The organism is Vibrio sp. dhg (genome assembly GCF_003443775.1).
Classification (GTDB): Bacteria; Pseudomonadota; Gammaproteobacteria; order Enterobacterales; family Vibrionaceae; genus Vibrio; species Vibrio natriegens.
Map to the genome: position 1 here is coordinate 2,175,563 of NZ_CP028943.1, position 14,667 is coordinate 2,190,229.

12 protein-coding genes are annotated in these 14,667 nt (G+C 45.7%); 7 read left to right on the top strand and 5 right to left on the bottom strand.

The genetic code is table 11. The annotated features are described in order from the left end of the window. Positions 1 to 32: 32 nt before the first annotated feature. On the bottom strand, positions 33 to 506 hold the full coding sequence (locus DBX26_RS09985; RefSeq protein WP_118118998.1) for an Lrp/AsnC family transcriptional regulator: 474 nt from the start codon (positions 504 to 506) through the stop codon (positions 33 to 35). Positions 507 to 694: 188 nt separating this feature from the next. Between DBX26_RS09985 and DBX26_RS09990 the strand changes: the two genes are divergently transcribed. The 4 genes from DBX26_RS09990 to DBX26_RS10005 all read left to right on the top strand — a co-directional run bounded on the left by DBX26_RS09990 (position 695) and on the right by DBX26_RS10005 (position 4,737). After that, positions 695 to 1,972: a PLP-dependent aspartate aminotransferase family protein gene (locus DBX26_RS09990; RefSeq protein ID WP_174234191.1), complete on the top strand. Its 1,278-nt coding sequence runs from the start codon at positions 695 to 697 to the stop codon at positions 1,970 to 1,972. Between the two features lie 180 nt (positions 1,973 to 2,152). After that, positions 2,153 to 2,959 carry a transporter substrate-binding domain-containing protein gene (locus DBX26_RS09995; protein WP_014232571.1) on the top strand — a complete coding sequence of 269 codons (807 nt, stop codon included), beginning with the start codon at positions 2,153 to 2,155 and terminating at the stop codon, positions 2,957 to 2,959. Positions 2,960 to 3,047: 88 nt separating this feature from the next. Further along, positions 3,048 to 3,992, top strand: coding sequence for an amino acid ABC transporter permease (locus DBX26_RS10000; protein WP_024373041.1), 945 nt, complete (start codon positions 3,048 to 3,050; stop codon positions 3,990 to 3,992). Positions 3,993 to 4,011: 19 nt separating this feature from the next. After that, positions 4,012 to 4,737 (top strand): amino acid ABC transporter ATP-binding protein, encoded by a 726-nt coding sequence (locus DBX26_RS10005; protein ID WP_065297684.1) that lies wholly within the window; start codon positions 4,012 to 4,014, stop codon positions 4,735 to 4,737. Between the two features lie 60 nt (positions 4,738 to 4,797). Here DBX26_RS10005 and DBX26_RS10010 read toward each other — a convergent pair whose 3' ends face one another. After that, complete coding sequence (locus DBX26_RS10010) at positions 4,798 to 5,715, bottom strand: histone deacetylase (RefSeq protein WP_118119000.1); 918 nt, start codon at positions 5,713 to 5,715, stop codon at positions 4,798 to 4,800. Between the two features lie 128 nt (positions 5,716 to 5,843). Between DBX26_RS10010 and DBX26_RS10015 the strand changes: the two genes are divergently transcribed. Next, positions 5,844 to 6,533, top strand: coding sequence for an SDR family oxidoreductase (locus DBX26_RS10015; protein ID WP_065300003.1), 690 nt, complete (start codon positions 5,844 to 5,846; stop codon positions 6,531 to 6,533). Positions 6,534 to 6,641: 108 nt separating this feature from the next. Here DBX26_RS10015 and DBX26_RS10020 read toward each other — a convergent pair whose 3' ends face one another. From DBX26_RS10020 to DBX26_RS10030, 3 genes are all read right to left on the bottom strand, one after another. Then, positions 6,642 to 8,606 carry a DNA topoisomerase III gene (locus DBX26_RS10020; RefSeq protein WP_118119002.1) on the bottom strand — a complete coding sequence of 655 codons (1,965 nt, stop codon included), beginning with the start codon at positions 8,604 to 8,606 and terminating at the stop codon, positions 6,642 to 6,644. Positions 8,607 to 8,706: 100 nt separating this feature from the next. Further along, positions 8,707 to 9,255 carry an NAD(P)H nitroreductase gene (locus DBX26_RS10025; RefSeq protein WP_014232577.1) on the bottom strand — a complete coding sequence of 183 codons (549 nt, stop codon included), beginning with the start codon at positions 9,253 to 9,255 and terminating at the stop codon, positions 8,707 to 8,709. 186 nt (positions 9,256 to 9,441) lie between these two features. Beyond that, the gene (locus tag DBX26_RS10030) at positions 9,442 to 11,454 is read right to left on the bottom strand and encodes an NADPH-dependent 2,4-dienoyl-CoA reductase (RefSeq protein ID WP_162889691.1); all 2,013 of its coding nucleotides are present in this window, start codon (positions 11,452 to 11,454) and stop codon (positions 9,442 to 9,444) included. Between the two features lie 224 nt (positions 11,455 to 11,678). Here DBX26_RS10030 and sppA point away from each other — a divergent pair, with 224 nt between their 5' ends. Together sppA and ansA are read left to right on the top strand one after the other, a co-directional pair. Next, positions 11,679 to 13,529, top strand: coding sequence for a signal peptide peptidase SppA (sppA, locus tag DBX26_RS10035; protein WP_118119004.1), 1,851 nt, complete (start codon positions 11,679 to 11,681; stop codon positions 13,527 to 13,529). A 111-nt stretch (positions 13,530 to 13,640) separates the two neighbouring features. After that, positions 13,641 to 14,654, top strand: coding sequence for an asparaginase (gene ansA / locus DBX26_RS10040; RefSeq protein WP_065297173.1), 1,014 nt, complete (start codon positions 13,641 to 13,643; stop codon positions 14,652 to 14,654). The last annotated feature ends 13 nt before the right edge of the window (positions 14,655 to 14,667 follow it).

Sequence of the window (14,667 nt, forward strand, 5' to 3'; positions counted from 1 at the left end):
CGGGGTTTTATAGGCCCCGCTCGCCACGTAGTCTATTCAAGAGGCAGATAAAGACTTTGTTTTGGTGTATCTAGTACCACGTTGGTCATGACGCGGCGAATCTGTGGGAACTGCTCCATTATCTGCTCAATAAACCCGTCGTAGCTTTTTGTATTCTCCGCTGTAATCACAACCATCAAATCGACATTACCTGTAACATAAAATACCTGCTGTATAGAAGGTTGAGACTCTGCCCAGCGTTTGAATTTATTGAGTACTGAGTAGTTATCTCTTTCGATTTCAATACCCACAATAAACGTCATTGGGTGCGTAGAAAGCTCTGATTTAACGACAGCTATTTCGGCTTGGATTGCGCCCTCTTCCCGCAGCCGCTTTAATCTTCTCTGTACAGCAGAAGCAGACAGCCCTACTTGCTCGGCAATGACCTCGCTCGCCAAACGACAGTTGCTTTGCATCAGTTCCAGAATCTTTTTATCAAAACTATCCAGAGTGGAAACGTCACCCATGGTTTTCCTCTTACTGTTATTCCGCATTATTGGGGTTTAAATGCGGGAAATCTTCCGTGTCGAGCCAAGAATAGCGGATTTTACTCACCAATTGGAATCCACAATTAAACCATTCGTTCGAGTAGAACTAAAAACTGATTTCAGCCAAACAGACTCATGGCTAATGACAACGACTGGATTAAACAATAATGCATAACGATGATTTCAAATTTGGATTGCCTCCAGAGTCTATTGACTCTCAAACATTGGCTACTGAAACCTTAGCTACTGAAACCCTAGCTCCTGAAACCTTGGCGGTTCATGCAGCTATTCAACCTGACCCTCAAACAAAAGCCATCGCACCGAATATCGTGATGTCGGTAAATCACAGCTTTTTACCCAATGACGGGGCTTTTTCCGCACAAGGTATGCAAGACCTCGCCGACGCACCTTTTCTGTACGCAGGTTGGACAAACCCAACGGTTCGTTTACTCGAAGAACGTTTGGCTATTTTAGAACAGGCAGAAGATGGACTCGCGACAGCAAGCGGTATGGCAGCTATCACAGCGGTCTTCATGTCACTACTGAAAGCAGGAGATCATCTTGTTATCAGCGATGTTTGCTATGCCGCCGTTTTTGAGTTCGCTACCCAAGTTTTGCCTCAGTTTGGAATTGAGGTTTCTGCAGTTGACACTACATGCACTACTAATGTGCAAAAGGCTCTACGCGAAAACACCAAGTTGGTGCATATAGAGACACCATGTAACCCTCTATTAAGGCTCTCTGATATAAAAGCGCTCTCTTCATTGCTTAAAAGCCGAGGGATCTTACTGAGTGCAGATTCGACGTTTTCAACACCGGTTATTACCCGACCACTTGATCTTGGAGCAGATTTGGTCGTTCACTCTTTAACCAAATTCATTAACGGCCATGGCGATGTTCTCGGCGGGTGCGTTTTAGGCTCGAAAGCCTTAATTAGCAGGCTTAGAAGCGTTGCTGGCGTCTATTTTGGTGCATCTTTGAGCCCACAAAGTGCGTGGTTAATTATGCGGGGAATGGAGACTATTTATCCACGTATGAAAACACTGTGTGAGTCGGCTCACGCCATTGCGAGTTGGTTAGAAAACAACCCAAATGTACAAAGGGTTTTATATCCCGGTCTTGAGTCACACCAACAATTTTCACTAGCTAAACGGCAAATGGCATTTTTTGGCGGCATTATTGCATTCCAAGTAGAGGACATCGAACTGATTGAGCAACGATTTGCGCATGAGTCGAAGATGTTTTATTACGCATATTCAATTGGACATCAGCGAAGCTTAGCGGTGGTGTTGAAAACCGATGATTTGGACAAGTCTACTTATCGATTTAGCCCAGAACAAAAAGCGAACTTTTGCCGCGACGCGAGTAAGGGAGTCGTGCGGCTTTCAATCGGTCTTGAGTCTACGGTCGATTTAATTCGGGACTTGAGTCACCTTCTTAGATGAAAATTGAATTTGTATGGCAATTTATTGGTTTTAAATTCGGAATGTTATTGAAACGTTACTAGATTGTGTTGCATTATCTTGTCGTTTTTGATGTAAGTTCGCGTTTGCGTGACACTCAATACAACATCGTATCTGTCATTGGACGAACAAAAAAATAACAAAATTTTTATAAGGGATATTATGAAAAAATATATTAAATCTTCAGCAGCTGGACTTGTGTTTGCTTGCTCCCTGCTTGGTGCTAATCAAGCCATGGCAAAGTCTGACCTAGAAGGTGTTATTAGTTCAGGTGAACTAAAAGTATGTTTTGATGCTGGCTATATGCCTTTCGAAATGAAAACCAAAGATGGCCGTTTCATTGGTTTTGATGTCGATTTAGGTAAGCACATGGCTCGTTCTATGGGGGTTAAATTCACTCCTGTGAACACAGCTTGGGATGGCATTATCCCTGCGCTACAAACTAGCAAATGTGACATCATCATGGGTGGTATGACAATCACTCCTGAGCGTAACTTGAAAGTTAATTTTGCTGACCCGTACATCGTTATCGGTCAGTCTATTATCCTATCTCCAGCTCTTGAAGGTAAGATTAACAGCTACACAGATCTAAATGATCCTAAATACACCATTTCCACTAAGCTAGGCACAACTGGTGTAGAAGCGGCGAAGAAACGTCTATTCAACGCAAAAATTGACCTTTACGACACTGAGGTTGATGCAGTTCTACAAGTTGTTAACGGTAAAGCAGATGCTTTCGTTTATGACTTTCCATACAACTCGATCTACGCAGCTCAAAACAAAGGCAAAGTTGGTCACCTAGCTGAACCTTTCACTTACGAGCCTCTAGGTTGGGCGATTCGTCAAGATGACCCTAACTTCTTAAATTTCTTGAATAACTACTTACGTCAAATCAAAGGCGATGGCACGTACGATCGTATGTATGACAAGTGGTTCAAGTCTGACGACTGGTTAAAAGAAGTTCAATAATTAGCTTTAAGCCTAGCGAACTAAAACTAAGTCAACTGGGTAGCGTAAGTTGCCCAGTTCATTAAAAAGAAAAAAGAGAATCTGAGTGATGCAGTCTAAATCCTCAAAATGGATAGGACATGGAATTTATGTCCTAATAATGGCCATGCTGATTGGCGCGGTCTATTTCTCTGGCAAGAGTATTAACTATAACTGGCATTGGGATCGCCTCTGGCCGTATGTCGTCAACACCGAAATGCAACAGCTCCGAGCAAACGGTGACGGTACTGCCGTGGTTAACGCTGGTCAGTTAACGATTGAGTTTGATGACTCTAGTCAGTCTCAAGTCATCGATCATTACACAACACTTTTAGTTGGAAACGGTGACTTGGTATTCCAAGGTGACACTGTTGCCCAGCTTAACGAATGGAAATTCGGACCGATTGCTCACGGTTTATGGGTGACGGTAAAAATATCCTTTATCTCCCTCATTTTTGCCGTCTTACTTGGCCTGATATTCGGCCTCATGCGGGTTGCGAAGAACCAAACAGCGAGAAATTTAGCTGTTACCTATGTTGAATTGATTCGCGGTACACCGCTTCTGGTGCAAATTTTTATCGTTTATTTCTTTATCGGAACCGTACTCGATTTTGATCGATTCACCGCAGGAGTAGTAGCATTATCTGTATTTACAGGCGCTTACGTTGCAGAAATTGTTCGTGCAGGTATTCAGGCAATTCCTACAGGCCAAATGGAAGCGGCGCGCTCACTGGGTATGACCTACCCAAAAGCAATGCGCTACATCATTCTGCCACAAGCACTAAAGCGTACACTGCCACCTTTGGCTGGTCAGTTTATTAACCTGATTAAAGACTCTTCGCTTGTTTCAGTTATCTCTATTACCGACTTAACTAAAGCGGGTCGTGAAGTTGTGAGTGGCAGCTTTGCACCTTTCGAGGTGTGGTTCACTGTCGCGGCACTTTACCTACTAGTAACCGGGACTCTGTCTTGGGCAATTCAACGTTTAGAGAAGAGGTTATCAGCCAGTGACTAGTGAATACAACGGCGAAGATATGGTTTACGCCAACAATGTAGACAAGTATTACCCTAATGGCTGCCACGCTTTAAAATCAGTTTCAACGACAGTAAAACGTGGTGAAGTGGTGGTGATTATCGGGCCTTCAGGTTCAGGTAAATCAACGTTCTTACGTACATTGAACCAGTTAGAAGAGATAAGCACTGGGACTATCATTGTTGATGGTTTCGACATGTATGCGCGAAGCACCGACATCAACGTTTTGCGTCAAAACGTTGGAATGGTATTCCAAAGCTTTAACCTCTTTCCACACATGACCGCGTTGGAAAACGTAATGATCGCGCCATTGAAAGTGGCTAAGCGCCCGAAGCATGAAGTGGAAGGCGAGGCGAAAGTGTTGATCAAACGTGTTGGTTTAGAAGATCGTATGAACAACTACCCAACGCATTTATCCGGTGGTCAGCAACAGCGTGTTGCGATTGCCCGAGCACTCGCAATGAAGCCCGATCTAATGCTTTTTGATGAGCCAACTTCAGCACTCGACCCTGAAATGGTAGGTGAAGTACTGGATGTTATTAAGTCATTAGCAAAAGAAGGGATGACCATGGTTATCGTAACTCACGAAATGGGCTTTGCCCGAGAAGTGGCCGACCGTGTGTTGTTTATGGAAGACGGTAAATTGTTGGTAGATGACAGCCCTCAAGCGGTATTTGATGACCCAACTCATCCTCGTCTGCAGCAGTTCTTGGCAAAAGTGCTGTAACTGTATTTGTGAAATGAATACCGAGCTTCTAAAGCTCGGTTTTTTCTTTAACGGTGCTTTTTAGCCAAAAACTTCCAAACTAGCCTGAATTAAATTCATATGAATCGGGACAAGATCTTCATGATTACTTCGGTAACCACCACCGACAACCGCCGCAACTGGAACACCGCGCTCTTTCATTAACTGCATCAAAAAGCGATCACGCTCTAGTATGCCTTGCGTAGACACATCAAAATACCCAAGCTCGTCGTCAGTGTGTATATCAACGCCAGCATCATAAATCACCATGTCAGGACGATGCAGATTGAGCGCCATTTGCACCACTTCTTTAAACGTCATCAAAAACGTTTCGTCGTCGGTGCCCCTCACCAAAGGGACATCGAGATCAGACTCAGGCTTTCTTGCCGGGAAGTTTTTATCACAGTGGAAAGAGAGCGTGACAATATCCGGCTCCGCCTGACACAAGGTTGCCGTACCATCACCGTGGTGTACATCACTATCAATGATTAAGACTTTATCGACATCGTCGTGATCCAACATATGCTTTGCGGCTATCACAAGATCGTTAAACAAACAGAAACCACTGCCGAAGTCTCTGTGAGCATGATGATATCCACCACTCAAATGCAAAGCCACGCCGTGTTCCAACGCTTTCTCCGCCGTCAAAACCGTGCCAGCCGCAGAAGTGAGTGTTCTGGTGATCAGTGCCTCACTCCAGGGAAACCCAATACGGCGCATTTTAGCCGCCGGCATCGAACCGCTAACCAATAAATCCACATATTCGGACTCATGCACTCGCTTAATATCTGCTACAGAAAGCGCCGTAGGCTCAAAAAACTGAACTCTCGATTGGCTGTTTTCGTTCTCTAGCTTTTCTTGTACTGCTTCATAAAGATATTGATACTTCATGATCGGATAACGATGCCCTTCAGGCAAAACAAGTTTTGAATATATCGGGTGATAAATAAGTGGCAGCATGGAAGGTTCTTTTTAACAATAGTGGCGAAATAGTACCAAGTTCAACCATTGAATAAAATGCCATTTCACTGCTAAGGTTTGAAGAGCTAAAACAATAACTCGATAACAAATAGGGATAAGGGAATCAGATGAGTTCTACCGTCTTTATTACTGGTGCAAATCGCGGTATCGGCCTGAGTTTAACTAAGCTCTATCTCGACAATGGCTGGCAAGTACATGCGACTACTCGGAACTTAGCGAACAGCGACGAATTAGTCAGTTTAAGCGACCAGCACTTCTCTTTAACGCTTCATGAACTAGATGTCACCAACTACAAGCAGGTAGAGCAACTCGCGAAGAACCTGCCTGCTATCGACCTATTAATAAACAACGCGGGTTACTACGGTCCTAAAGGTTATGGGTTTGGAAATACCGATGTGGATGAGTGGCGTAAAGTTCTTGAAATCAACACCATTGCACCACTCAAATTAGTCGAAACATTCTACCCATTGCTGCAACAGGGCCAAATGAAGAAAATCGCCTGCATCTCTTCTAAAGTCGGCAGCATGACGGAGAATACCTCAGGTGGTGGTTACATCTACCGTTCTTCCAAAGCTGCGCTTAACTCGGTTGTAAAAAGTTTAAGCAACGACTTATCCGACCAAGGGTTCACGGTCCTTGCCCTTCATCCCGGCTGGGTTCGCACAGACATGGGCGGGCCGAATGCATTAATTGAAGCAGAATTCTCGGCTGCAGGGCTTGCTAACGTGATTGAAAAAAGCACACAGAAGAATTCCGGCCAATTTATCAATTACGATGGTACCGAACTCCCCTGGTAGGCGTGTCCTGACTCAAGATGATGTCAAAGGCTCGATTGAGAAGAATGGCAACTTGTTTGAGTAGTAAAGTTTAAGACTAAAGCGGCAAGTTTCAGTGCCGCTTTGTTTTTAAGATGACTTACGTTTTGGTGCGCCAGATTTAGAGGCACTGCCCTTCGAATAGCTGCGTTTCTTACGCTTAAACGCCGGACGCTCGACTTTAGGTAAGTGACGTAAAGACTCAGGAATCGGGCCTGACTTAACCTCTCCCATCAGGCTATCTATTCTGTGCTCCAACGCTTGCATAAACGGCTGATAAGCTTGATTTTTCTCAGCCATTCCCTGCAATTGGAACTCCCAGTGCGCCGTCATATCCGGATAAGTCGCATCTTGGGGAAGCGCATGAACCAACCCTCGGCCAGCTGGTGAGCTTAAAATCGATTTACCCTGGCGAGTCAAAAGCTGACGCTTGAAGAGTGTATCGAGAATTCCCGCACGCGTAGCTTCGGTTCCAAGGCCATCCGTATCACGTAGGATCTTCTTCAACTCTTTATCAGCAACATAGCGGGCAATCCCCGTCATGGCCTGCAACAGGGTCGCTTCGGTGAAGTGTTTTGGCGGCTCAGTCTTGCGATCTTTTATTTCCCCTTCCCGGCAAGTGAGCACCGTGCCTTCTGCTAAAGGTGGCACCGCATCAATCCCGTCGTCTTCTTTATCGGTTTTGCCCATTAAGGCTTTCCAGCCCGGAGAAACAAGCTGACGACCTTTAGCAATAAAAGTACCTCCAGCAATATCAAATACCAGCTTCGCTTCAGCGTAAATGGCCGCAGGATAAAACTGCATTAGGTACTGTCGGGCAATGAGTTGATACACCTTCATCTCATTGCCCGATAACGCATTCACATTAGCTTGCTTAGGCGTAGGAATGATCGCGTGGTGAGCATCCACTTTTTTGTCGTTCCATGCTTTCGATTTAATCGACAAATCCGCGCCCTGAACCGCGCTTTGTAGCTCTTTGGCATTGTTGGCAATTGCAGAAGTGACTGAACCCGCTTGTGCATAGTGCTCCATCGGCAGGTAACGGCAATCCGAACGTGGGTAAGTGATCAGCTTATGCTTTTCATACAATGCCTGACAGGTATCCAAGACTTGCTGGGCACTCATGCCATAACGTTTTGCCGCATCAATCTGCAATGCAGACAAAGAATAAGGTAAAGGGGCAGATTGCTTGGTTTGTTTTTGCTCGGACTCTTTCACCGTGGCGGGTTGGTTCTTGATACGAGCAGCAACATTCTCCACCAGCTTTCGGTTGAGAACTCGCCCTTCCTCATCTTGCCAAGGTTTACACGCTTCGCTTGGTTTCCACCTCGCACGAATATCAAATGCGCCGTTTTGATCTTGGTATGGGATTAACGCATGCAGGGTGAAGTAGTCTTTAGGGATAAAGTTTTCGATTTCTTCATCGCGACGTACCACCAACCCAAGCACTGGCGTTTGCACTCGCCCGACCGATAATACACCTTGATAGCCGGCTTTCTGCCCTAGCAAGGTGTAGGCGCGAGACATATTCATGCCATAGAGCCAATCCGCTCTGGAGCGAGCGAGCGCAGAAACAGAAAGCGGGATAAAGTCACGGTTGCTGCGCATTGAACTCAAAGCTCGTTTTACTGCTGGTAAGTTCAAATCTGAAATCAGCAAACGTTGAGTTGCTTGCTTCTTAGTTTTAGACAGTTTGCAGTAATCGAGCACTTCATCCACCAAGAGTTGGCCTTCTCGGTCTGGGTCTCCTGCATGAATGACTTCCGTCGCTTCTTTTAACAATTTACGAATCACAGTCAATTGCTTACTCGAAGTTTTTCTTGGCCTTAGCTGCCACTGCTCCGGCACAATCGGCAAATCCGCCATGTTCCATTTTTTGTAGCGTTCGTCATAAGCATCTGGCTCCACTTGTTCCAGCAAGTGTCCAATACACCAGGTCACTACATCTCCATTACCACAGCGAATAAAGCCTTGGTCTTTCTTTTGAGGGTTAGGTAGTGCGGCAGCGATCGCGCGGCCTAAACTTGGTTTTTCAGCAATAAACAGACGAGACATAAGCTTGGGAAAGTAATAATAATTAGGGCCACATTATCGAATGTAGCCCTAATAAATCAAGAAAAACTGTATAGATAGACAGTAAGAATGTGGTTAGCGTTTATTGAAACTCAACAAACTTCGTCAAGTCACGCTCTGGCACTTTCATTGGTGTGCCATCTGGGGTGCCCAAGTAAAGGAAACCAACGATTTCATCTTCCCCTTCCAGGCCAAACGCTTTATGCACTTCAGGGTGGAACATCCATGGTCCTGAGCGCCAGAAGCCCTGAAAGCCCTGCGCAACGGCGGCCATTTGCATTGCTTGAACGGCACAGCCTGCCGACAGGTACTGTTCCAATGCAGGCACTTTTTCATGCGGCGTCACTTTTGCAATAACGGTGATAACCATTGGTGCTCGGAATGGAGCATTTTTCAGCTTTTCAACCACCGATTCCTCGCTGTTATCCGCCAATGCAGCTTTAACCAAAATATCAGACAGTTTGTTTAGACCTTTACCCTGTGAAATCACAAAGCGCCAAGGCGTTAAACCAGCATGGTCGGGCGCGCGCAGGCCCGCACGTATGATATTTTCCAACACTTTACCTTCTGGTGCTGGCGCGGATAACTTGCCGACAGAACGGCGGTTAAGCAAGAGATCGAGAGCTTCCATGAACTGGTCCTTATTAAATCTAACTTGTATTTTATCTGCTGGTCACTTTAGCACAATCTAGCCCACTGAATAACAACCTGTTTTTTGGGGATTATACCTAACCCACAAAATGCCTATTCCAGTCGGCTAGAAACGAAAAAAGCCGCGCAAAATGCGCAGCTTTTCATAAGTATTTGTGAATGCTTTTTATAGCTTCACGGCGAGCTTCACACCCTGACGGATTGCTCTTACGGCATCCAGCTCACCAGCGTGGTCAGCACCACCGATAATGTGCAGCTTATCACCTAGCTGAGACCATTTATCTTCAAACGGTCGAACCGATTCCTGACCCGCACAGATAACGACTTTATCTGCATTCAGCACTTGTGATTTACCATCAACCTGAATGTGTAATCCACGATCATCAATTTTTTCGTAAGAAACGCCACCCAGAAGATGAACTCCGCGTTTTTCCAGGGTACGTTTATGGATCCAGCCCGTTGTTTTACCCGGACCTTTACCAACTTGCCCTTGACGACGTTGTAATACCCACACCTCTTTATCACTCACTGAATCAGGGAAAGGATACAAACCACCCGGCTGGGAAATTTCTTTATCAATCCCCCACTCGTGTAGCCAGTCATCCAACGTATGATCGACAGGCTCAGTAATCATGGTCGCAATATCAACACCGATACCACCAGCACCAACGATTGCAACTTTCTCACCAACCGGTGTCTTTTCACGAATCAAGGTCTGGTAATCCACAACTTTCTCTGGGTTATCAATACCTTCAATCTTCACTTTGCGAGGCTCTACACCAGAGGCCATCACGATTTCATCGTACTCGGTGAGTAAATCGAAGTTCGCTTCAGTTGAAAGATGGAGATTGACCCCTGTCTCATCAAGACGGTTGGCAAAGTAGCGAATGGTTTCACGGAATTCTTCTTTACCCGGGATCTGCATCGCCAGGCGGAATTGTCCACCAATACGATCATTCTTCTCGAACAAGTCAACTTTATGGCCACGCTCTGCCAATGTCGTCGCACATGCAAGTCCAGCAGGGCCCGCACCTACTACGGCGATGTTCTTTTTCTTCAGTGCTGGCTCAACAACGATTTCGGTTTCATAACACGCTAATGGGTTAACCAAACAGCTCGCACGCTTACCCTTAAATACGTTGTCCAGACAGGCTTGGTTACAGCCAATACAGGTATTGATGAACTGCGCTTTCTCCTGCTCTGCTTTCGCCACAAAATATGGGTCTGCCAAGAATGGGCGAGCCATAGAGACCATATCTGCATGTCCAGACGAAAGAATACGCTCTGCTTCTTCTGGGGTATTAATACGGTTACAGGTGATGATCGGTACAGAAACGTGCGGCTTCACTTTCTCAGTTACCCAAGTAAACGCGCCACGCGGAACTTGTGTCGCGATAGTCGGAACGCGCGCTTCGTGCCAGCCAATACCGGTGTTGATGATGGTAACACCCGATTCTTCAAGTGCTTTTGCCAGCTCAATGACATCTTCAAACGTGCTGCCTTGTTCGACGAGATCCAGCATAGAAAGACGGAAAATGATGATGAACTTATCACCCACCGCTTCACGTACCGCTTTAACGATCTCCAGAGGGAAACGCATACGTTTTTTATAGCTGCCGCCCCAATCGTCGTAACGCATATTGGTGCGTTTACACAGGAACTGGTTAATCAAATAACCTTCAGAGCCCATCAGCTCTACACCGTCATAGCCAGCGGTCTGAGCCAGCTCGGCACTTTTAGCAAAATCTTCAATCGTGCTCTTGATTTGACGCTCGCTCATTTCACTTGGAGCAAACTTAGAAATCGGCGCTTTAATACCCGACGCACTTTGCGCTAAAGGGTGCATGGCATAACGCCCTGCATGCAGAATTTGCAGTGCAATTTTGCTGCCGTGTTTGTGAACGGCTTCAGTGACAACTTTATGCGCCTCTGCATGTTTAGGCTTGCTGAACTCTGCGCTCAGAGGGTGGAGTCGACCACGAAGGTTTGGAGAGAAACCTCCTGTTACAATCAGACCAACGCCACCTTTCGCGCGTTCTTCATAAAACGCAGCCAGCTTTTGCAAGCCTTCCTTGTCTTCTTCTAAGCCGGTATGCATTGATCCCATCAGCACTCTGTTACGTAATTGAGTGAAACCGAGATCCAGTGGTTTTAATAGGTTTGGGTACAGTGCAGACATTACTAAACATCCATTTTTATTATCTTGTGAAGTGACATTACGTTCTGCGAACCAAAAAATCAAACAGGTGTTTACATTTTTGTAACACCGATCAATCTAGCGTTAAAATATGCCAATTGTTGAAGGAGCGTGATAAGCTAAAAACACGTTATCTTTTGAGATCTTAGAGATAAGAACCCATAATTTGTAAAATTACGAATTGATTATCTCGTGATGGAGACATGATGAAAAAACTCTTCAAATTTATTGGTCTGATATTTAAAGGAATATGGAAAGGCATCACCTTTGTCAGGCTTGCTTTGGCAAATCTGCTGTTCCTTCTGATGCTTGCCGTTTTTTACTTTGCGTTTACCTACACCGGAGAAGGTCGACCAGTGATAGAGAAAGAGTCTGCACTGGTGATGAATTTATCTGGTCCCATCGTCGAACAAAGACGCTACACCAACCCGATGGACTCCTTTACAGGTTCACTACTTGGCAAAGAGATACCAAAAGAAAACGTATTGTTTGATATCGTTGATACCATCCGCTACGCCAAAGATGACCCTAAAATTACCGGTTTAGTTTTATCTCTGCGTGAGATGCCAGAAACAAACTTAACCAAGTTACGCTATATCGCAAAAGCGCTGAACGAGTTCAAAACATCTGGTAAGCCGATTTATGCGGTCAGCGATTTCTACAATCAAAGTCAATATTACCTCGCAAGCTACGCCGACAAAGTGTACCTGGGGCCAGACGGCGGAGTACTGATTAAAGGCTACAGCGCTTACTCGATGTACTATAAATCGCTGTTAGAAAAATTAGATGTGTCGACGCACGTGTTCCGTGTCGGTACTTATAAGTCGGCGATAGAACCATTTACGCGCAACGACATGTCCGATGCTGCAGAAGAGTCAGCGACACGTTGGATCACTCAGCTATGGAGTGCATTTGTCGATGATGTGGCAACCAATCGAAACATTGATGCCAAAGTTCTCAATCCAACCATGGACGAATTGTTAGCGGAAATGCGCTCTGTTAATGGCGATATAGCAAAACTGTCACTCAAACTGGGTTTGGTGGATGAACTGGCTACTCGCCAAGACATTCGTACCCTGTTTGCCAAAGAGTTTGGTAGCGACGGTAAAGACAGCTACAACGCGATCAGCTATTACGACTACCAAGCAACGATGCACCCTGACTACAGTTCATCTGAAGATGATATTGCAGTGGTTGTTGCGAGTGGCGCAATAATGGATGGTCAGCAACCGAGAGGCACTGTAGGCGGTGACACGGTGGCGAGCCTTCTTCGTCAGGCACGTAACGATAAAAACGTTAAAGCGGTTGTTCTTCGTGTGAATAGCCCGGGTGGCAGCGCCTTTGCATCGGAAGTGATTCGTAACGAAGTCTCCGCGTTAAAGCAAGCAGGTAAACCTGTGGTGGTGTCCATGTCGAGCTTAGCGGCTTCAGGCGGTTACTGGATTTCAATGAGTGCAGATAAAATTGTTGCTCAGCCAACCACACTAACGGGTTCTATCGGCATTTTCAGTGTGATTACTACCTTTGAAAAAGGTTTCAATAAGCTTGGTATCCATACTGACGGCGTTGGTACATCGCCATTCTCAGGTGACGGGCTTTCAACTGGTCTGTCAGAAGGCGCATCGCAAGCTATCCAAATGTCAATTGAACACGGCTACCAGCGCTTTATTTCTTTGGTCGGTGATAACCGTGGGATGCCTGTTGAAGAAGTAGATAACGTAGCACAGGGTCGCGTATGGACAGGTCAGGATGCCATGTCATATGGCTTGGTAGACCAAATGGGTGACTTTGACGATGCGGTCGATTTAGCAGCGAAACTGGCTAACATCACGGACTACAACCTGTACTGGGTTGAAGAACCCCTTTCACCAGCGGAGATATTCCTCGACGAATTCATGAATAACGTCAAAGTTTCCCTTGGTATTGATGTCACAAGCATGTTGCCGCAGAGCTTGCAACCTGTAGCTCAGCAGCTTAAACAGGATGCGAGCGTGCTACAGAGCTTTAATGACCCAAGAGGTCAATACGCCTTCTGTTTGAATTGCCAAGTTCAATAGCCGTGCTTAACTAGTCAAAAAAGGGGCATATCTTAGTGATATGCCCCTTTTTATTACCCATCAATTCGTTATAATCCGCGCACAGCTCCCTACATGAAAGTAAATAGAACGATGACTAGAAAACACATCTATATCGCTTATACCGGTGGCACCATCGGTATGCAAAAGTCAGATCACGGTTATGTGCCTATCGCTGGCTTTATGGAGAAGCAATTAGCAGCAATGCCAGAATTTCATCGTCCAGAGATGCCGGATTACACCATCCATGAATACGATCCGCTGATCGATTCATCAGACATGACTCCTGCCGATTGGCAACAAATTGCTGATGATATTCGTGATAACTACGATAAGTACGATGGTTTCGTTATTCTGCATGGTACAGACACGATGGCTTACACTGCGTCTGCCCTGTCTTTCATGCTGGAAAACCTTGGCAAGCCAGTTATTGTGACTGGTTCTCAAATCCCATTGGCAGAGCTGCGCTCTGATGGTCAGGCAAACCTGCTGAACGCACTGCATATCGCGGCTAATTTCCCGATCAACGAGGTAACGCTGTTCTTCAACAATCAGTTGATGCGTGGTAACCGTAGCACGAAATCACATGCTGACGGCTTCAATGCCTTCACTTCGCCAAACCTTGCTCCTTTGCTGGAAGCGGGAATCAATATTCAGATTAGCAATAGCGTGACAGTTGGTGCTCAGCCTGAAGGCGAATTTAAAGTGCACAACATTACACCTCAGCCGATTGGTGTGATCACCATGTACCCTGGCATTTCTCATGAAGTGATTCGCAACACGTTACTTCAGCCAGTTAACGCGATGATTCTGCTAACGTTTGGCGTAGGTAATGCACCACAAAACCCAGAACTGCTTGGTCATCTGAAAGAAGCATCTGAACGTGGTGTTATCGTGGTGAACTTAACGCAGTGCTTAGCTGGTAAAGTTAACATGGGTGGTTACGCTACAGGCTGTGCGTTGGCTGATGCTGGAGTGATCAGTGGATTTGACATGACGCCTGAAGCTGCACTAGCCAAACTGCATTATCTTCTAAGCCAAAACCTGTCTTACGAAGAAGTAAAAGACAAAATGCAGCAAGTATTACGTGGTGAAATGAGCCTGTAAAACTCAATACTCA